This window comes from Amycolatopsis lexingtonensis, assembly GCF_014873755.1.
GTDB classification, from domain to species: Bacteria; Actinomycetota; Actinomycetes; order Mycobacteriales; family Pseudonocardiaceae; genus Amycolatopsis; species Amycolatopsis lexingtonensis.
This window is the reverse complement of record NZ_JADBEG010000001.1, coordinates 10,469,949-10,489,061: the sequence shown is the minus strand read 5'-3', so window position 1 is coordinate 10,489,061 and position 19,113 is coordinate 10,469,949. Positions and strand designations below refer to the sequence as shown.

The window sequence follows — 19,113 nt, the reverse complement described above, 5'->3', positions numbered from 1 at the left end:
TCATTCCAGACGTGTCAAGATGAGGCATGGCACAACGGCGCGCGGTAGCCCTCTCGCGGGCGCGCATCATCGAGACGGCGGTCGAGCTCCTCGACGCCGACGGCGAGAGCGGTTTGACGTTCCGGGCGCTGACCGAGCGCCTCGCCACCGGACCCGGGGCGATCTACTGGCACGTGGCGAACAAGGGCGAACTGCTCGACGCCGCGACCTACGCGGTGGTCGCGGGCGCCCTGGCCGCCGAGCGTGCCGCGGGATCACCCCGGGACGAGGTCCGCGCCGTCGCGCTCGGCCTCTTCGACGCGATCGAGGGCCACCCGTGGCTCGCGCCGCAGCTTTCGGCGCAGCTGTCGCGCGGCCCCTCGGGCCTGATAACGCCGAAGATCTTCGAGAGCATCGGACGGCACGTCCGCGACCTGGGCGTGCCGAAGGGCAGCTGGTTCACGGCGACCTCGGCGCTGGTGCACTACGTCCTCGGCGCCGCCGGCCAGAACGCCGCGAACGCGCGCGTCGTGACGAACGGCAAGGATCGCAGCGAGTTCCTCGACGCTGTGTCGACCGCTTGGGCGGGACTCGACGCCGAGGAATACCCGTTCATGCGAGAGGTCGCCGCCGAAGTGCGCGACCACGACGACCGCGAGCAGTTCCTGGCAGGTGTCGACCTCATCCTGACCGGGATCGGCGCGGTGCACTCATTGCCCTAGCCGGTGCCGGTTGTCCCAGCGGATCTCCTCCCACCGCGGTTCGCGGACGATCGTGCGGTCGGTGTTGTGGAACGCCAGGACACCGTTCAGGAAGAGGCTGCCGTCGAAGCCCTTGAAGTCGCCCCCGTAGGCGGCCTCGCGCAGCCGGATCTCCGCCTCCCCCGGCTCCAAGACGCGCGTCCGTGGCCAGCCCCAGAAGAGGGTCGGCAGGTAGGGCACTTCCACGCGGTTGGCCAGGAACAGGTCCAGTGGCCGGCGCAGTCCCGGATCCGCACGAACCACCACGGCGAAGTCGTTGTCCGGCTTCGCGATCGACGACATGTGGAGCCACAGGGTGCCCAGCAGCTTCTCGCCCAGCTCGGCCACGGCCGCGGGAGCGACCTGCTTCACGACGGCCCGCACCTCGTCGAGGTCTTTGGCCATCGCACCCGCGCGGGGCAAGTCGTCGGAATGTCCCTCGAGCGTCCACTCCACCGAAAGCGGGCCGAAGACCTGTCGCAGCCCGAGGGGCGAAAGCCGGTCCTCGGGCCGCACGCGGAACTGGCCCTGGTCGGGCCCGCCGGGGGTGATCCAGACCTGCGCGGGACGCGTCAACCGCTGCTCCGTGCCGAACCCCTCGGGCCGGATCAGCTCGACGTGGGGCCCCGCGTCGTCCGAGAGCGCTGCCGGTTCGGCGAGCAGGCTGAGGGCGAGCGGCACCGCCTCGCCCGCCGCGGCGATGATCTCGCGGCTCTTCTCGTCGACCTCGCGTTCGCGACGCGCCGAGCGGCGGCCCCGGCTCGAGAGCCCGGCCTGCTCGCGGGCACGGTCGTACGCCGCGGGGCCGACGAGCGGCAAGGCGTCCATCAGCGCCTCGAACGCGGCGCGGTTCACCTCTCCCCACGCCGTGCGGGCCGCGTCCGGCCAGCCGAGAGCCACGAAGCACAGGGCGACATACCGCTCGGCCACCGCCTCCTGCAGCGGTGACCGGGCCGTCGCCGAGGCTTCGCGGAAGAGGTCCCGCGCCCGCGTCCATTCCGCTTGGCGTGCCTCGGACGGCGCCGACACGAGGTCGCGCAGGGTGCGCTGACCGGCGGCGAGCGCGGTCGTGTACCGCTGGTCCAGCAGCTCGTCCAGCTGCCGGCCGAGCCCGGCCAGCTGGGTGCTCAGCCGGTCTTCGCTCGCCGTCACCGCGCCGAGCAGCTCCGCGGCCAGCCCGCCGAGGTCGTCGTCCCCGGAAAGGGCACCGACCAGCTGCGACACGCCGTACTTCGCCGCGATCACCGAGATCGCCGTCAACGGCTCCATTCACCACCCCCCGGGCATCGTCAGCGCACCAGTTTCGCCAGGGGTTTGGCCAGGTCGCCGCGGGTGCCCACCGCCACGCCGGACAGGCCGAGCCATTCCGCCATGTGCCCCAGCTCCCCCGCCAGTTCCGGGAGCACGCGTGCCACGTCCGCGCCTTCTTCCGCGAAGGCGCCGTGCACCCGTAGGACGCCCACCGCGCGATCGGACTTCAGGTCCACCCGCGCGACCAGTTCGCCGTCCAGCAGGAACGGGAACACGTAGTAGCCGTAGACGCGCTTCGGCTCCGGGACGTAGATCTCGATCCGGTAATGGAACCCGAAGAGCCGCTCGGTGCGGGCGCGTTCCCAGATCAGCGGGTCGAACGGGCACAGCAGCGCCCGCCCGGTGACCGAACGCGGCGTGCGGGCCTCGGCGTGCCGGTACGCCACCGGCTTCCAGCCGCGGACCGAAACCGGCTCCAGGACACCGGATTCGACCAGCTCCGCCACCGCCTGGCGGGCCGGCGCCGGGCCGAGGCGGTAGTAGTCGCGCAGGTCCGTCTCCGTCGCGACGCCCAGTGCGCGCGCCGAGCGCTCGATCAGCCCGCGCGCGCCCTCCTCCGCCGAGACAGTGCGCGCCAGGATGTCCGGCGGCACCACCCGTTCGGTCAGGTCGTACAGCCGCTCGAACGACCGGCGCGTGCCTGTAGTCAGCTGGCCGATGCCGAACAGGTACTCGCAGACGCGCTTGACTTCCGAACGCTCCCACCACGAGCCGGGGCCGCGGCGTTGCGCGTCCGCCTCGACCTCGCGCTCGATGCCGCCCGCACCGATCGGGCCGAGTTCCTTGACCACCGAAAGGATCTCGTCGACCAGCCCCGGCGACTTCTCGATCAACGGGCCGTAGTGCTTCCACCAGCCGTCCCGCTTCGCGCCCGAGCGGATCAGCGGCCAGTCCTCGATCGGCAGCAGGCTCGCCTCGTGCGCCCACGTCTCCACCAGGAGGCGCGGCTGGCGCGCCGAGTGCGCCCACGCCGCCGCGTCCAGCAGCGCGGGCTCGTACGCGCCCAGGCGGGAAAACACCGGCATGTAGTGCGCCCGGACCGCGACGTTCACGGAGTCCAGCTGCAGCAGCTGGACGCGCGAAAGCACGCGTTTCAGGTGCCGCCGGGACGGCTCGCCGGAGGGACGCGGGTCGGTGAAGCCCTGTGCGGCCAGGAAGGTCTTCCGGGCCGTCGAGACGCTGATCGTTTGCATGGTGAGGTCATGGTGCCAGCCACCACCGACAGTTTTCGGCGACCCGATAGATTCGGCCCATGAGCGACGCCGCCGTCCGCCCCGCCGACCTGTCCGACGCCGCGGAGATCGCCCGCATCCAGCGCGAAACCTGGCACGCCGCCTACGAAGACCTGCTGGGCAAGCAGGCGCTCGCCGAACTGGACGCCGCCGACCTCGCCGGTACCTGGACCGAGACCATCGAGTACCCCGGGAGCCTGGTCTACGTCGCCACCGAAGGCGAGTACACCGTCGGGTTCTGCGTCGCCGGCCGCGCGCCCGAGGGCGAGATCGCCGGCGCCGACGGCAGCCTGCCCGAAGACGCGGGCTCCACCGGCTTGATCGCCACCCTGCTCGTCGAGCCGCGGTGGGGACGGCGCGGCCACGCCGGCCGGCTACTCGCGACGGCCGCCGCCGGCCTGCGGGCCGACGGCGCCGGCCGCGGCATCGCCTGGGTCGCCCAGGGCGACCACGCCAGCCTGGGCTTCTACCGCCGGGCCGGCTGGAACCCCGACGGCACGGTCCGCACCCTCGACACCGGCGAGCGCCTGCTCCGCGAGGTCCGGCTCACCGGCACGCTCGAGCTGTCGCTCACCTGAGTCGCGGAAGATCACCCAGCGCATCACGGCGTACATGAACACGCCTTCGCAGGCGCCCGCGAGCAGCCGCGAGACGTGGTATTCGACGCCCAGCGCCGTCAGGCCGGCGCCGACACCCAGCAAAAACGCGGCGTAATTGACGACGATCGCGACGACGTACAAGACGAGCTGGATTCCGACGGCCGCGTGGGAATGGAAGTTGAACGTCCGGTTCAGCACGAAGCTGAGCCCGAACGCGCAGCCGTACGCGACCGTGATCGCCAGCCACACGGGCCAGCCGAGCAAGCTTCGGAAAACGGTCAGCAACCCGAGGTCGACGCCGAACGTCAGACCGTTGATGAGGCAGAAGCCGAGAAACGTCGGGGCGACGATCCGCGACAGACCCAGCGGGAGTATCCGGACGATGGCCCGGCAGAGGGCGCCGAAGCGGTCAGCGGGCGTACGGGGTTGCTCGGCGGCCACCCCGTCAGCGTTCCAGCGGGAGGTGACCGGGAGCCGTCCGGCAGGTGATCTTCTGGTGCGGGCCACCGGGCGAAGACGGGGGCTAACCCCCGTGTTTTCAGGTTTCGAACTGATAACGTGAAGAACGCGAGCGATTTTCGGGAGGTGACACGATGAGCTGGATCCTGCTGACGCTGGGCGTGGCGTTCGGTTCGGCCATCGTGCCGCTGATCAACGCCGAAGTGTTCTTGATCGGGCTGTGCGCGAGCCAGCCGGGCCTGCACTGGCTGTGGCTCGGGGCGGCGGTCGCGGTCGGGCAGATCGCCGGGAAGACGCTGTACTACCTCGCCGCGCGGGGGACGATCAAGCTGCCGAAGCCGCTGCACGACCGGTTGCACCGGGAGCGGCCGATGACTCCGCGGCGGGTGCGGTGGCAGTTGCGGACGAAGCGGCTGCGGGGGTGGGTCGAGGGGTTGCGGGAGCGGTGCCATCGGCATCCGCACTGGATGGCTGGGACGTACGGGGTCAGTTCGCTCGTGGGGTTGCCGCCGTTCATGGCGACCAGTGTGCTGGCCGGGTTGGTGCGGATGCGGTTGGCGACGTTCTTGACCACCGGGCTGGCCGGAAGGTGGATTCGGTTCAGTTTGATAGCGGCTTCACCTGCGGTGTTCGCTGGGTGGTTGCATCACTGAGGAAGTTTTGTGGTTGCGTAAGTTGAGTCGCTTCAGGTTTTGAGTCGGTTCGAGTTCTTTGTCGCTTTAGCTTTGTGTGCTGCGGCTGGCCCATTGCACCGCCACTGCGACGGCGACCGCGACCGCGATGGCGAACGCCCAGCCGCCGATCGGTTCGGCCAGTACCGCTGCCAGGAAGCAGAACGCTGCGAAGCCGCGGAGGCCGCGTAGTACGCCTCGCATGGTCGCTACCGCCGCTGCCGGGCCGCCTTGCGCCAGGGCGAAGGCCGCCACCACGCTCGTTCCCGTCGGGAACGGGGCCAGCACGCCCGTCAGGTCCGGGCCGAGGCGGCCTGCGGTCGCGGTGAGTGCCAGGACGAGTCCGGCTGTCGCCAGCGCTCGGGCGGGGAGGTCCCACCAGGGCAGGTTCAGCGAGCCGGACGTACCCCGGCTTGACGGCGCCGTTTCGCCTTGGCCGGGCAAGCCCAGCGACCCTGCCTCGGCCGACGCGAACAGCCTCACCGGGGCGGCCCGCACAAGCCGTGTGCCCGCCCAAGCCGCCACGAGGGCCGCACCCAGCGCGAGCCACACCGGCACCGGGGCGAACGACAGCGCCAGATCCAGCGCAAGACACACCAGCCACCCGACCACCACCGTCCCCAGCCACCCACGAGCCCGCGCGACCCGCGCGAACACCACCGCGAACGCCGCCAGCGACACCAGGCCCAGCAACGACGCCGAAGCGGCCCGTGGTCGACGTACGTGATCAGCAAAATCGGTCCCGCCACCACCGGCATGGCCACCAGCAGCCCGGTCACCCCCGGCCCCCACCGGCGCCCGGCCAAGGACGAACCCACCACCAGCAACGGGGCCAAGACGAGCTTCAAAAACCAGCGTCACTGGGTCCAGTCTGCCGGACCCAGCGAAGCCGCCACCCGCACGAACCCCCGGACGAGCGGGCCTCCCCCGGTCTTCGGCCACGCCACCACCAGCTCACTCGGCGGGCGGTCCGCCACCGGGACGACGCTCAGCCCCTCCGGCAACGGCTGGCCGAGCGGGGCGAACGCCGAAATCCCGTTCCACAGCACCGCCTGCAGGCACTCCTGGATCGTCCGCACCACCGGACCGTCCGCCGCGCCGCTCGTCCAGTACGCCGCCCACGTCGGGTCGGTGCCGTCCGGGAGGCGGATCCAGCGGCGGCCGGCCAGGTCCGCCGTGGTCACCGACGGCCGGGCGGACAGGGGGTCGTCAGCGCGCAGGACCACGCCGGTGCGGACCGGGCGCAGCGCGTGGACGCTGATTCCCTTGGCCTCGAAGGGAGTCCGGGTCAGTGCCACGTCGACCAGGCCCGTGCGCAGCCCCGCCGTCGGGTCGGCGAGATCCGTCTCGTGGACCCGGACGTCGACGTGCGGGTGGCGTTCGCGGAAGAGCGGGACCAGGCGGGCGCCGGCATGCTCGGCGGTGTCCGCCAGGGTGCCGACCGTCAGGGTCGCCGTGCCCGCCGCTGCCGTGACGCGGTCGGGGATTCGGCCCGCCCGCGCCAGCAGCGCGACCGCCTCGTCGTACAGCACCGTGCCCGCCGCGGTGAGCGTGACGCCCTTCGGCGTGCGCTCGAACAGCGTCGCGCCCAGCTCGTCCTCCAGCCCGCGCACCGCACGGCTCAGCGGCGGCTGCGCCATGTGCAGCCGCCCCGCCGCGCGGCCGATGTGCCGCTCGTCGGCCACCGCGACGAAGTACCGGAGCACGCGCAGGTCCATACTCCCAGGGTATCGAGTGGACGCAGCCGGTCTTGGACACCCGCCGCCGCGCGAACCGATGATCGAGGGCATGGACCTCAGGATCGGGTGCTTCCGCTACGACACCACCGCGCAGCTGTTCGAAACCACCACCGTCGAAACCGCCGATACGCTGCCGGAGATCTTCGAGCGGCTCATCCGCGGGAACGAATTCGACGTCGCCGAGCTCGGCCTCACGTTCTACCTGCGCCTGCTCGAAGAAGACACGCCCTTCGTGGCGCTGCCGATCTTCCCCAACCGGGTGTTCCGGCACTCCTGCGTCTTCGTCAACACCCACGCGGGCATCACCGGGCCGGACGGGCTCACCGGGCGGACCATCGGCGAATTCGGGACCTACGGCCAGGACTCGGGCGTCTGGGCCAAAGGCATCCTGATGGACGAATACGGCTTCGAGCCCGAGGCGAACCGCTGGGTGATCGGCGGGCTCGAACGCCCGTCGGCGCCCTTCGGCTTCATCCCGCACCCGCACCCACCCGCGCTCGAAATAGCCACGGCGGGGGAAGGGAAAACGCTGAGCACCATGCTCGACGCCGGTGAGATCGACGCGCTGTTCTCCGCCAACGTCCCGCAGTGCGTGCTCGACGGCTCCCCCCACGTCGCCCGCCTGTTCCCGGACTTCGCGGCGCGGGAACGCGACTACCACCGCCGCACCGGGATCTTCCCGATCATGCACACCGTCGTCGTCCGGCGGGAGCTCCTGCGGGACGACCCCGGCCTGGCCCGCCGCGTCTACGGCGAGTTCGAAGCCGCGAAAGACGCCGCCGCGGCGCGCTACCGCCGGAACCGGCGGCTCTACCAGGTGCAGACCATGGTCCTCTGGGCGAACGCGCTGGTCGACGAAACCCTCGCCGAATTCGGCGAAGACTGGTGGCCCTACGGGATTTCCGCCAACCGCGCGACGCTGGAAACCTATCTCAGGTACCACCACGAACAGGGTCTGTCGTCCCGGCTCTGGCGGATCGAAGAGATCTTCGCGCCGGAACTACTCGGTACCTGAGCGCTCGGCGGCTTCCAGCTCCACGGCCGTCTTCATCGTCTCCCGCGCCCGGCGCCGGTCACCGGCGATGTCGTAGGCGTACGCGAGCTTGTACCAGGCCCGCCAGTTCTCCTGGTCCGCCTCGACCTCGGCGCGGCGCTCGGCGAACCACGCGTCGGCCGCGTCGCGGTCCACCCGGCCCGAAGGCCGCCGCGGCAGGTCGGAGACGTCCGGGAGCGCGCCCTCGGCGTCCAGGCGGCGCGAAAGGCGCTGGATCTGCAGGCCGTTGCGCCAGGTCACGACGACGACCCAGACGCCGAGGACCGGCAGGAGCAGGACGCCGATCCCGAGCGCGATGCCCAGGCCCGTACCCGAGGCGAACAGCGCGAACGCGCGATCCGCCAGCAGGAACAGGTAGACGACCAGCGCCGCCGTCAGCAGCAGCGCCACATTGCGGGCCCTCACAGGTCGAGGACGTTTTCCAGGCCGACCGTCAGGCCGGGGCGCGTCAGCACCGTGCGGACGCCGAGCAGCACACCCGGCATGAACGACGTCCGGTCGAGGGAGTCGTGGCGGATGGTCAAGGTCTCGCCCTCGCCGCCGAACAGGATCTCCTCGTGCGCGACCAGCCCCGGCAGACGGACCGAGTGGACGCGGACCTCCTCGACCGAAGCGCCGCGGGCACCGTCCAGTTCGGACGTCGTCGCGTCCGGGCCCGGCGTCACGCCCGCCTCGGCCCGCGCGGCGGCGATCATCCGGGCGGTGTGCGCGGCGGTGCCCGAAGGCGCGTCGGCCTTGCGGTTGTGGTGCAGCTCGATGATCTCCGCCGACGCGTAGAACTTGGCCGCCTGGGCCGCGAACCGCATCGCCAGGACCGCGCCGAGCGCGAAGTTCGGCGCGATCAGCACGCCGAGCGAGGGCTTCGGCTCCAGGAGGGAACGCAGCGAAGCCAGCCGCTCCTCGCTGAAGCCCGTGGTGCCGACGACCGCGTGGATGTCGTGCTCGACCAGGTACTCCAGGTTGCCCATGACGGTGTCGGGGTGGGTGAAGTCCACGACCACCTGCGCGTCGGCGAGCGCCGAGAAGTCGTCACCGGCGTCCAGCGCCGCGACGACCTTCATGTCGCCCGCGCTTTCGACCGCCTTCACCACCGTCGCACCCATGCGGCCCCGGGCACCGAGCACACCGACGTTGATGGTCATGAAGCGATCACCTCGTGCAGGTCGTCAGGAAGGTCGTCGGCGTGAGCGTACGGCCCGACGACCGCCGCCGCCGAGACCCCGCCCGGGCGCGCGAACAAACTGCGAGCGAGCGCACACACGTCCTCGGTGGTCACCGCGTCGATGCGCGCGATCGTGGCGTCGACGCCCAGGTAGCGGCCGTAGTTGAGCTCGGTCTTGCCGATCCGCGACATCCGCGACGACGTGTCCTCCAGCCCCAGCACCAGCCCGCCGCGCAGCTGGCCCTTGGCGCGGGCCACCTCGGCGTCGGTCAGGCCGTCGACGCCGACCTTGTCGAGCAGTTCGCGGATGACACCGGCGACGTCGCCGAGCTTTTCCGGCTGGCAGCCCGCGTACACGGCCATGTGCCCGGTGTCGGCGTAGCTCGCCACCGACGAGTACACCTGGTAGGCCAGCCCGCGCTGCTCCCGGATCTCCTGGAACAGCCGCGAGCTCATGCCGCCGCCGAGCGCCGCGTTGAGCACCGACAGGGCGAAGCGCCGGTCGTCGTGGCGCGACAGCGACCGCAGGCCCAGCATGACGTGCGCCTGCTCGGTGTCGTCGGTGTGCAGCGCCAGCTTCGGCGGGGTCTTGATCCGGGCCCGGCCTTCGCGCGGCGGGACCGGCGTCGCGGTCCCGTTCAGCCGGTCCTTCAGCGCCTTGCGCACCAGGCGCAGCACCTGGTTGTGGTCGACGTTCCCGGCCACGGCCAGCACCATCCGCGGCAGCGTGTACCGGCGCTTGTAGAAGTTCCGCAGCGCGGACGGCGACATCCCGATGATCGACTTCTCGGTGCCGAGCACCGGGCGGCCGAGCGCGTGGTCGCCGAGGATCGCGCTGACGAACGTCTCGTGCAGCAGGTCTTCGGGGTCGTCGTCGCGCATCGAAATCTCTTCGAGGACGACACTGCGCTCCATGTCCATGTCGCGGTCGGTGCACAGCGCCTCGAACACGACGTCGGTGACCAGGTCCACGGCCAGCGGGAGGTCGGCGTCGAGCACCTGCGCGTAGTAGCAGGTGTGCTCCTTCGCCGTGAAGGCGTTGAACTCGCCGCCGACCGCGTCGATCTCCTCGGCGATCTGCGTGGCGTCGCGGTTCTTCGTGCCCTTGAACAGCAGGTGCTCGAGGTAGTGCGCGGCGCCGGCGACGGCCACCGGCTCGTCGCGGGAGCCGATGCCGACCCACAGCCCGACCGTGGCCGAGCGGGACGCCGGGACGTACTCGGTGATCACCCGCAGGCCGCCGGGCAGCACGCTGCGCTTGACGACCGCACCGTCCGGGGTGGACTCGAGCGTGCGGGTGGTGCCGACGGGCTGTTCGTGCCCGGAAACCTGCCGTGCCATGGGTTCCTTACCTCACATGCCGTGAAGGCCTCCTTACCGGTCACAAACGCCGGTAAGGAGGCCTTCACGGACCAAACGAGTGTCTTACTTGGCGTCGGCCTTCTCGGCGTCGGCGGCGGGCGCCTCGTCCTCCTTGACCACGATCAGGCTGATCTTGCCGCGGTTGTCGATGTCGGCGATCTCGACGCGGAGCTTGTCGCCCACGTTGACGACGTCCTCGACCTTGGCGATCCGCTTGCCGTTGCCCAGCTTGGAGATGTGCACCAGGCCGTCCTTGCCCGGCAGCAGCGAGACGAACGCGCCGAACGCGGCCGTCTTCACCACGGTGCCGAGGAAGCGCTCGCCGACCTTGGGCAGCTGCGGGTTGGCGATGGCGTTGATCAGGTCGATCGCCGCCTCCGCCGACGGGCCGTCCGAAGCGCCGACGTAGATCGTGCCGTCGTCCTCGATGGAAATGTCGGCACCGGTCTGCTCGGTGATCGAGTTGATCATCTTGCCCTTCGGGCCGATGACCTCGCCGATCTTGTCCACCGGGATCTTCACGCTGGTGACGCGCGGCGAGTACGGGCTCATCTCGTCCGGGCTGTCGATCGCCTCGGCGATGACCTCCAGGATGGTGATGCGCGCGTCCTTCGCCTGCTTCAGCGCGGCCGCGAGGACCTCCGACGGGATGCCGTCGAGCTTCGTGTCCAGCTGCAGCGCGGTGATGATGTCCTTGGTGCCGGCGACCTTGAAGTCCATGTCGCCCAGGGCGTCCTCCGCACCGAGGATGTCGGTGAGCGCCACGTAGCGGGTCTCGCCGTCGACCTCGTCGGAGACCAGGCCCATCGCGATGCCCGCGACCGGCGCCTTCAGCGGCACGCCGGCGTTGTACAGGCTCATCGTGGACGCGCAGACCGAGCCCATCGAGGTCGAGCCGTTGGAGCCCAGCGCCTCGGAGACCTGGCGGATCGCGTACGGGAACTCGTCCCGCTTCGGCAGCACCGGCACCAGGGCGCGCTCGGCGAGCATGCCGTGGCCGATTTCGCGGCGCTTCGGCGAACCGACACGGCCGGTCTCACCGGTGGAGAAGGGCGGGAAGTTGTAGTGGTGCATGTAGCGCTTGTGCGTCTCCGGGGACAGCGAGTCGATCTGCTGCTCCAGGCGAAGCATGTTCAGCGTGGTGACGCCCAGGATCTGGGTTTCGCCGCGCTCGAACAGCGCCGAGCCGTGCGCCCGCGGGATCACGGCGACCTCGGCCGCGAGCGACCGGATGTCGGTGAGGCCACGGCCGTCCATGCGGATCTTCTCCGTCAGGACGCGCTGGCGCATGATCTTCTTCGTCAGGGCCTTGAACGCCCCGCCGATCTCCTTGTCGCGGCCCTCGAAGGCTTCGCCCTCGCCGAGGCCGACCTTCTCCAGCACGGCGGCCTTGACCTGGTCGGTCGCGGCGTCGCGGTCCTGCTTGCCGGCGATCTGGAGGGCGTTCGCCAGGTCGTCGGTCGCGATCGCGGCGACGGCCTCGTAGACGTCCTGCTGGTAGGCCGGGTAGACCGGGAACTCGCCGGTCGGCTTCGCGGCGGCGTCGGCGAGGCGCTGCTGCGCCTCGCAGAGGACCTTGATGAACGGCTTCGCGGCCTCGAGGCCCTCGGCGACCGCGACCTCGTCCGGCGCCTTGCCGCCGTCGGCGATCAGTTCGAGCGTGTGCTCGGTGCCCTCGGCCTCGACCATCATGATCGCGACGTCGTCACCGACGATGCGGCCCGCGACGACCATGTTGAAGGTCGCCTTCTCCAGCTGCGACCAGGTCGGGAACGCGACCCACTGGCCTTCGATCAGCGCGACGCGCACGCCGCCGACCGGGCCGGAGAACGGGAGGCCGGCGATCTGGGTCGACGCCGAAGCGGCGTTGATGGCCAGCACGTCGTACGGGTCGTCCGGGTTGAGGCTCTGGACGGTGATGACGACCTGGATCTCGTTGCGGAGACCGTCGGCGAACGACGGGCGCAGCGGCCGGTCGATCAGGCGGCAGGTCAGGATCGCGTCGGTCGACGGGCGGCCCTCGCGGCGGAAGAACGCGCCGGGGATGCGGCCAGCGGCGTACATGCGCTCTTCGACGTCCACGGTCAGCGGGAAGAAGTCGAAGTGCTCCTTCGGGTGCTTCGACGCGGTCGTCGCCGAGAGCAGCATGGTCTCTTCGTCGAGGTACGCGACGACGGCGCCGGCGGCCTGCTTGGCCAGGCGGCCCGTCTCGAAGCGGACGGTGCGAGTGCCGAACTTGCCGTTGTCGATGACGGCTTCGGTCTCGTGCACGGTGACTCCGGTGGAGTCGGTCATAGATTGTTCTCCTCTTTGGTTCCTCTGTACGGCGCGAGTCTCCCACCCTGGGACCCGTTTCGCCTGAGGACGCTCGAGGAATGAGGCCGGTCTTCGATCGAAGCCCCCGGGACTCTTCCCGGGAACCACTACCGAGGACCGGCGGACGGACCCTCGTGCGCGCTCGCGCCGTTCCTGTCTTTCTGCACCGAGGGGGAGCGGCCGGCGGCCACTCCCCCTCGGGTTGAAGCTATCGGCGCAGGCCGAGGCGCTGGATCAGCGCACGGTAACGCTCGATGTCCACCTTCATCACGTAGTTCAGCAGCCGGCGGCGACGGCCGACCAGCAGCAGGAGCCCGCGACGCGAGTGGTGGTCGTGCTTGTGAGCCTTGAGGTGCTCGGTGAGGCCGACGATGCGCTTGGTCAGCAGCGCGACCTGGGCCTCGGGGGATCCGGTGTCCGAGTCGTGCACGCCGTACTCGGCAAGGATCGACTTCTTCTCTTCGGTGGACAGCGCCACTTGTGTTGCTCCTCGAAATAATCAGTGCCGTGCGGCCCCGGGCGTGAATGCACGCCGGGAAGACGGTCACGGCCGCCACGGACTGCAGCCGGACCCGCTCGTGAGGTTACCAGCCCGCTGAACAGCGTCTTCAGGCGCCGTCCAGCTCGAAGACGCGCGCCACCCGGTAGCGGGGGCCGCCCGGCTCGCGCTCGCTGGTCATCAGCGCCACCTCGGTGGCCTGCCAGCGCCGGCTCGTGAAGCCGGCGAGCTTCCCTGTCCAACGCGCGGCGAGCCCCGGTTCTTCCCGGGGGAACCGCGCGAGCGTCAGGTGGGCCCGGTACGGCCTCGCCTCGGCGTCGGCGCCCGCGGCGTGCGCGAGCGGCGTCAGCTCCGTTCCGGCGACAGTCAACCACAGCACGCCGGGGAACGTCGCGGCCTTTTCCAGCCGGACGTCGACGGGCGCCCGCCCGGCCAGGCGCTCCCCCAGCCAGGCCGCCCGCGTCCCGACGTCGTCCGGCCCGTAGTAGGCGAGCGTGACGTGCCAGCGCTCCGGCGGCTCCCAGCGCAGGCCGTCGTCGGGGTCGCCGAGGGCCGCGGCGACCTGCTCGACGACGTCGTCCGGCGGGAGCAGCGCGCTGAACAGGACCGGCATCAGGAGCCGTTGCCCGCCCGGCGGAGCAGGTCGGCGATGGCCGGGAACTCGTCGTCGAGGCGCTTGGCGGCCTCGCCCAGGTCTTCGTCCTCGGCCAGGTCGCGCAGGTAGGCGAGGACCTTCGCGTCTTCGTTGACCACCGGGATGTTGTCGCGGCCGACGGTGGGGCGCGAGTCGCGGACGTCCTCCATCGCGGCCAGCATCGCGTCGCGGTTGCCGGCGGCGACCTCGGGTACGAGGATCTTGCGCTCGAGCATGATCATCCTGGCCAGCACGACCGGGTTGCCGATCTTCGCCCGCCGTCCGCTCATCACCTGGCTGAGCATGGGGGCGCTGATCCCGAGGACTTCGGCCAAGAACGCCTGCGAAACGTCGAACGCGACGACGAGCCGGCGGACGCGGTCGCCGAGCGGCTCCCCGTACCACTCGCGCTGCAACGCGATGTTCCGCTGGACGATCTTGTGGTCCTCCACCAGTTCCGCTCCCCTAAACCCGCTTCGCCCGGATGCCCTGCGCGCACCGTCCGTGAGCATCTTGCCATCGCCCCGACGTGCGTGAACGCGAAATCCCCTATTCGCCCCCGGTCGGGGCGTCCGGGGGCAGCTCCAGTGCCTTTCTCGTCTCGATCACGTCGTCGTCGATCTGCGTGACGAGCCCGGCCGAGTCGGCGAAGCGCACTTGGTCGCGCAGCCGTGTCACGAAGTCGATCGCGACGTGCTGGCCGTAGAAGTCCTCGTCGACGTCGAGGACGAACGCCTCGACGGTGCGCTCGCGCCCGGAAAACGTCGGGTTCGTGCCCACCGAGACCGCGGCGCGCAGCCGGCGCGACGGGTCCGCCGAGCGGGTGAACCAGGCGCTGTACACGCCGTCGGCCGGGACGGCGGCGAAGCGCGGCGTCGACAGGTTCGCCGTCGGGTAGCCGAGCTCGTGGCCGCGGCCGTCGCCGCGGACGACGATGCCCTCCAGGCGGTGCGGGCGGCCGAGCGCCTCGGCCGCCGCCACGACGTCACCCGCGTCGATGCACGACCGGACGTACGTGCTGGAGAAGGTGATCGCCGATTGGTCCTCTTCGGACAGTTCCTTGCCCTGCAGTTCCGCGCCGTAGGCGGCGAACCCGAACCGGCGGCCGAGGGTGCGCAGCATCGCGACGTCACCGGCGGCCTTGGCGCCGAAGGTGAAGTTGTCGCCGACGATCACCGCGGCCGCGTGCAGGCGGTCGACGAGCACCTCGTGCACGAACTCCTCCGGCGCCAGCCGGGACAGCTCCAAGGTGAACGGCAGCACGCAGAAGACGTCGACGCCGAGGCTCTCGACGATTTCCGCCTTGCGCCGCAACGTGGTCAGCTGCGCCGGGTGGCTGCCCGGGCGCAGCACCTCCGACGGGTGCGGGTCGAACGTCAGCATGACGCTCGGCAGCCCCCGTTCGGCCGCCGCGGCCACGGTCCGGCTGATCAGCTCCTGGTGCCCGCGATGCACCCCGTCGAACACGCCGATGGTGACCACGCACCGGCCCCAGCCGCCGGGGAGGTCCCCCAGCCCACGCCACCGCAGCACGTCGCACTCCCGTCTCTGTAAGGCCCACCCTAGGCGGGCAGCAACACCACCACCGCGCGGGACACGCCTTGTTCGTCGGCGGCCAGCGCGAGCACCCGGCCGTCGGGCCCGAAGAGCCCGTAGGTGCCTTCGAGCCCGGCCGCCGGGATGCGCTGCCCGTGCCGGACCGCCTTCGCCGTGGCCGCGTCGAGGTCGCGCCTCGGGAAGGCGGCGGCGACGGCGGCGTCGAGGTCCAGGCTCAGCTCTGGCTTCTCCTCGAGCTGGTCGAGGGTGCGCGCCCGGGCCAGTGTGAAGGGGCCGACCGTGGTGCGCCGCAACGCCTTCAGGTGCCCGCCGCAGCCGAGATCCGCGCCGAGGTCGCGGGCCAGCGCGCGGACGTAGGTGCCGGACGAGCACTCGACGACGGCGTCGACCTCGACGTGGTCCGCTTCGTGCCGGACGGCCAGGACGTCGAAGCGGTAGACGGTGACCGGGCGCGCGGGGATCACGACGTCCTCGCCGGCGCGGACGCGGGCGTAGGCGCGCTTGCCGTCGATCTTGACGGCGCTGACCGCGCTCGGGACCTGCTGGATGTCGCCGGTCAGCTTCTCGACGCCGTTCGCGATGTCTTCGTCGGTGACGTGGTCCGTCGCGCCCTCGGTGAGGACTTCGCCCTCGGCGTCGTCGGTCGTGGTGCTGCTGCCGAGGCTCAGGGTGGCCAGGTAGGTCTTGCGGTCCAGCGCCAGGTGGCCGAGCAGCTTGGTGGCGCGCTCGATGCCGAGCACCAGCACGCCGGTCGCCATCGGGTCGAGCGTGCCGGCGTGCCCGACCTTGCGGGTGCCCATGATGCGGCGGGCGCGGGCGACGACGTCGTGGGACGTCATGCCGGCGGGCTTGTCGACGATCAGGAGACCGGGCGGCGGGGCGGGGCGGCGGGGCGGTTTGGGGCTCGACACGCGGGAAACCCTAGCTGCCGCTTGTCGTGGGCCGATCAGGCCGTTCAGGCGGCGACGATCGGCGTCTCCGGTAGTGCGGCGTCCCAGCGGCGGCGGGTGATCCGCACCGGCAGTTCCTCGCCGCGGGCCTCGGCCAGGAACAGGTGGGCGCGGGTGCGGCGCCACCACACGAGCAGCCGGACCGTGCCGAGCGCGAGGATCGCGACGATCGCCAGCAGCGACAGCCGGAAGTTCCCGCCGGTCCACTGCAGGAGCACGCCGACGGCGAGCGCGGCGATCGTCGTCGCGACGAACCCGCCGACGTTGACCACGCCGGTGGCCGTGCCCACGCGGGACAGCGGGTTGTAGTCGCGGGCGAGCGCGAAGCCGATCATCGACGCCGGGCCGCCGAGGGCGAGGAAGGCGAACGCGGGCACCAGGACGGCCACCGGCACGGTGCCGGGCCAGCTCAGCAGCACCGCCCAGAGCAGCGCGGCGCCGCCGATGTACCCGCCGACCAGCGGCATCCGCAGCGACGGGCGCCTGCCGATCACGCCGCCGAGCAGCGGCCCGCCGGCCATCGACCCGAAGACGAACACGGTGAGCAGCGCGCTCGCGGCGGCCTTCGACTGCCCCTGGCCCTGTACCAGCCACGGGACGCCCCACAGCAGCGTCAGGGCGTTGGGGGCGAACATCGTGCTGAAGTGGACCCAGAAGCCCAGGCGCGTCCCCGGCGTCCGCCAGGCTTCGGCGACCTGATGGGCGAGCTGGCGCGGGCGGACCTGTTCGCGGACGGGCTGCGCTTCGCCGTCCGGGACGTCCCGGACCCGCAGCGCCACGACCAGCGTGTAGAGCACGGTGAGGGCGCCGACGGCGAGGAAGGTGGGGGTCCAGCCGGAAACGTCGAGCAGCAGCGCCAGCGGGACGGTCGCGGCGAGGTTGCCGATGTAGCCGACGGCGGCGGTGAACGACGTCAGCAGCGCGTACTGGCGGCCCGGGAAGTGGGCCGCGACCAGGCGCAGCACGCTGACGAAGGTGAGCGCGTCGCCGAGCCCGAGCACGCCGCGGGCGAGCAGGCCGAGGCCGTAGGAGTGCGCGATGCCGAGCAGGAGCTGCCCGGTGCCGAGGATCAGCACGGCGACGACGAGGACGCGGCGGGGACCGTAGCGGTCGACCAGGACGCCGGTCGGGATCTGCATGGCGGCGTAGACGCCGACCTGCAGGACGGTGAAGGTGCCGAGCGCGGCGGCGCCGACACCGAAGCGTTCGGCCGCCTGCAGCCCGGCGACGCCGAAGGAGGTGCGGTGGAAGACCGCGAGGAGGTAGACGGTGACGGCGGCGAGCCAGATGAGCCAGGACCGGGCGGTGGCGCGGCCGGTGGCGGGCGGCACAAGGACCTCCAGGGAGTCGGCGGTGTTCGGGGCGTGGAACGCCCACGCTGCCGTCCCTACTACTTGTATCGCCTAAGCAACGGCGAAACATAGCCGTTATCCGGGTGGTTTTCGCCACAGGGTCGGGGGCATCACACGTGGTCAGGCCGGTCGGATCGCGCCCGTCACCGCCCAGTGGCCGGACCGCCAGCGCGCCACCACGAACGCCAGCCGGATCACCATGAACAGCGACAGCCCGGTCCAGATCCCCGTCAAGCCCCAGCCGAAGCCGAGCGAGGCCCAGATCAGCGGCAGGAAGCCCAACGCCGCGCTGCCGAGCGTCGCGTTGCGGAGGAAGGCCGCGTCGCCCGCGCCCAGCAGGACGCCGTCCAAGGCGAACACCACCCCGGCGATCGGCTGCAGGGCCACGAAGAACCACCACGCGTGCGGGATCTCCGCCAGCACGCCCGGGTCGGACGTGAACGCGTGCGGCAGCACCCACGACAGCGCCGCGAACAGCACGCACAGGAAGCATCCCAGCAGCAGCCCGTACCCGGTGATCTGGTTGGCCACCCCGCGCGCCTGCCGGGCCGAATTCGCCCCCAGCGCCGCGCCGACCAGCGACTGCGCCGCGATCGCCACCGAGTCCAGCACCAGCGCGAGGAACGTCCACAGCTGCAGCACCACCTGGTGCGCGCCCACCGCCTCGGTCGACGTCCGGGCCGCGACGGCCGCCGCCGAGACGAAGCACGCCTGGAACGCCAGGCTGCGCAGGACCAGGTCGCGGCCGAGGCCGAGCTGGGCGCGCATCACCTTGAAGTCCGGGCGCAGCCCGGCCTTCTCCTTCACCAGCGCGGCGAAGAACAGCGCCGCCGAGATCACCTGCGCGACGACGTTCGCGATCGCCGAGCCCTCCAGGCCGAGCCCGGCCCCGTAGACGAGCACCGGGCACAGCACGGCCGAGATCCCGTTGCCCGCCAGCACGTACCGCAGCGGTTTCGCGGCGTCCTGGACCCCGCGCATCCAGCCGTTGCCCGCCATGGTGACGAGGATCAGCGGCGCCCCGAACAGCGCGATCCGCAGCCACGACACGGCCGCGGACGCGATCTCGTCGCTGCCCGAGAGCGCGCGGGCGATCGGCCAGGCCAGCAGCTGCCCGGCGCCGAGCACGAAGAACCCGACGAACAGCGCCAGCCACGTCGCCTGCACGCCTTCGCGGACCGCGTCCGCCCGGCGGCCGGCGCCGTGCAGACGCGCGGTGCGCGACGTCGTGCCGTAGGACAGGAACGTCAGCTGGCTCGACACCTGCGCCAGCACGACCCCGCCGAGCGCGAGCCCGGCCAGCGACAGCGCGTCGAGGTGCCCGACCACGGCGGTGTCGACCAGCACGTACAGCGGCTCGGCGGCCAGCACCCCGAGCGCGGGCACGGCCAGGCCGAGCACGCGCTTCGCCGGAACCCGCTCGGTCTCCTCCACGTTCACCACGATCCGGACTCTAACCGGCCCCACCGACAGTTCTGACCGGCGGGAAGCCGGGAA

General features: G+C 71.4%; 19 protein-coding genes and 1 pseudogene. 4 read left to right on the top strand and 16 right to left on the bottom strand.

Annotation, left to right across the window (positions count from 1 at the left end; translation table 11 throughout):
- Positions 1–26: 26 nt before the first annotated feature.
- Positions 27–701, top strand: coding sequence for a TetR/AcrR family transcriptional regulator (locus tag H4696_RS48370; protein WP_086861182.1), 675 nt, complete (start codon positions 27–29; stop codon positions 699–701).
- Here the strand turns inward: H4696_RS48370 and H4696_RS48365 are convergent.
- A complete protein-coding gene (locus H4696_RS48365) occupies positions 690–1,988 on the bottom strand; it encodes a hypothetical protein (protein ID WP_086861180.1) in 1,299 nt (432 codons plus the stop codon). The two genes, H4696_RS48370 and H4696_RS48365, sit on opposite strands and share 12 nt — an antisense overlap.
- 20 nt (positions 1,989–2,008) lie before the next feature.
- A complete protein-coding gene (locus H4696_RS48360) occupies positions 2,009–3,223 on the bottom strand; it encodes a winged helix-turn-helix domain-containing protein (RefSeq protein WP_086861178.1) in 1,215 nt (404 codons plus the stop codon).
- Positions 3,224–3,282: 59 nt separating this feature from the next.
- Here H4696_RS48360 and H4696_RS48355 point away from each other — a divergent pair, with 59 nt between their 5' ends.
- A complete protein-coding gene (locus H4696_RS48355) occupies positions 3,283–3,840 on the top strand; it encodes a GNAT family N-acetyltransferase (protein WP_086861176.1) in 558 nt (185 codons plus the stop codon).
- Positions 3,841–3,906: 66 nt separating this feature from the next.
- Here H4696_RS48355 and H4696_RS51430 read toward each other — a convergent pair.
- Positions 3,907–4,302 (bottom strand): annotated as a pseudogene (locus H4696_RS51430) (GtrA family protein); the annotation flags it as partial.
- 152 nt (positions 4,303–4,454) lie between these two features.
- On the opposite strand from H4696_RS51430, the gene H4696_RS48345 reads away from it, so the two are divergent.
- On the top strand, positions 4,455–4,973 hold the full coding sequence (locus H4696_RS48345) for a YqaA family protein (RefSeq protein WP_086861174.1): 519 nt from the start codon (positions 4,455–4,457) through the stop codon (positions 4,971–4,973).
- 66 nt (positions 4,974–5,039) lie between these two features.
- Here the strand turns inward: H4696_RS48345 and H4696_RS48340 are convergent, their stop codons facing one another.
- Positions 5,040–5,852, bottom strand: coding sequence for a hypothetical protein (locus H4696_RS48340; RefSeq protein WP_225956029.1), 813 nt, complete (start codon positions 5,850–5,852; stop codon positions 5,040–5,042).
- Positions 5,849–6,709 (bottom strand): LysR family transcriptional regulator, encoded by an 861-nt coding sequence (locus H4696_RS48335; RefSeq protein ID WP_086861173.1) that lies wholly within the window; start codon positions 6,707–6,709, stop codon positions 5,849–5,851. The genes H4696_RS48340 and H4696_RS48335 overlap by 4 nt, the downstream gene beginning before the upstream one ends.
- Before the next feature lie 70 nt (positions 6,710–6,779).
- On the opposite strand from H4696_RS48335, the gene H4696_RS48330 reads away from it, so the two are divergent.
- Positions 6,780–7,745, top strand: coding sequence for a substrate-binding domain-containing protein (locus tag H4696_RS48330; RefSeq protein ID WP_225956028.1), 966 nt, complete (start codon positions 6,780–6,782; stop codon positions 7,743–7,745).
- On the opposite strand, the gene H4696_RS48325 is transcribed toward H4696_RS48330, so the two are convergent.
- The 11 genes from H4696_RS48325 to H4696_RS48275 form a co-directional block, all read right to left on the bottom strand.
- A complete protein-coding gene (locus H4696_RS48325; RefSeq protein WP_169735008.1) occupies positions 7,731–8,189 on the bottom strand; it encodes a hypothetical protein in 459 nt (152 codons plus the stop codon). The genes H4696_RS48330 and H4696_RS48325 overlap by 15 nt on opposite strands.
- The gene (dapB, locus tag H4696_RS48320; protein WP_086861167.1) at positions 8,186–8,926 is read right to left on the bottom strand and encodes a 4-hydroxy-tetrahydrodipicolinate reductase; all 741 of its coding nucleotides are present in this window, start codon (positions 8,924–8,926) and stop codon (positions 8,186–8,188) included. The genes H4696_RS48325 and dapB overlap by 4 nt, the downstream gene beginning before the upstream one ends.
- Complete coding sequence (locus H4696_RS48315) at positions 8,923–10,287, bottom strand: M16 family metallopeptidase (RefSeq protein ID WP_086861165.1); 1,365 nt, start codon at positions 10,285–10,287, stop codon at positions 8,923–8,925. Before H4696_RS48315 ends, dapB begins: the two co-directional genes overlap by 4 nt.
- An 84-nt stretch (positions 10,288–10,371) precedes the next feature.
- Positions 10,372–12,603: a polyribonucleotide nucleotidyltransferase gene (locus tag H4696_RS48310; protein WP_086861163.1), complete on the bottom strand. Its 2,232-nt coding sequence runs from the start codon at positions 12,601–12,603 to the stop codon at positions 10,372–10,374.
- Between the two features lie 229 nt (positions 12,604–12,832).
- Positions 12,833–13,102: a 30S ribosomal protein S15 gene (gene rpsO / locus H4696_RS48305; RefSeq protein WP_003084034.1), complete on the bottom strand. Its 270-nt coding sequence runs from the start codon at positions 13,100–13,102 to the stop codon at positions 12,833–12,835.
- 130 nt (positions 13,103–13,232) lie between these two features.
- Positions 13,233–13,736, bottom strand: coding sequence for an RNA 2',3'-cyclic phosphodiesterase (gene thpR / locus H4696_RS48300; protein ID WP_086861161.1), 504 nt, complete (start codon positions 13,734–13,736; stop codon positions 13,233–13,235).
- Positions 13,736–14,209, bottom strand: coding sequence for a helix-turn-helix domain-containing protein (locus H4696_RS48295; protein ID WP_086861159.1), 474 nt, complete (start codon positions 14,207–14,209; stop codon positions 13,736–13,738). The genes thpR and H4696_RS48295 overlap by 1 nt, the downstream gene beginning before the upstream one ends.
- A 97-nt stretch (positions 14,210–14,306) precedes the next feature.
- Positions 14,307–15,290: a bifunctional riboflavin kinase/FAD synthetase gene (locus H4696_RS48290; protein ID WP_192782954.1), complete on the bottom strand. Its 984-nt coding sequence runs from the start codon at positions 15,288–15,290 to the stop codon at positions 14,307–14,309.
- 29 nt (positions 15,291–15,319) lie between these two features.
- Positions 15,320–16,225, bottom strand: a complete 906-nt coding sequence (truB, locus tag H4696_RS48285; RefSeq protein ID WP_192782953.1) for a tRNA pseudouridine(55) synthase TruB — start codon at positions 16,223–16,225, stop codon at positions 15,320–15,322.
- Between the two features lie 44 nt (positions 16,226–16,269).
- Positions 16,270–17,595, bottom strand: coding sequence for an MFS transporter (locus H4696_RS48280; protein WP_192782952.1), 1,326 nt, complete (start codon positions 17,593–17,595; stop codon positions 16,270–16,272).
- A 141-nt stretch (positions 17,596–17,736) separates the two neighbouring features.
- On the bottom strand, positions 17,737–19,056 hold the full coding sequence (locus tag H4696_RS48275; RefSeq protein WP_192783144.1) for an MATE family efflux transporter: 1,320 nt from the start codon (positions 19,054–19,056) through the stop codon (positions 17,737–17,739).
- Between the last annotated feature and the right edge of the window lie 57 nt (positions 19,057–19,113).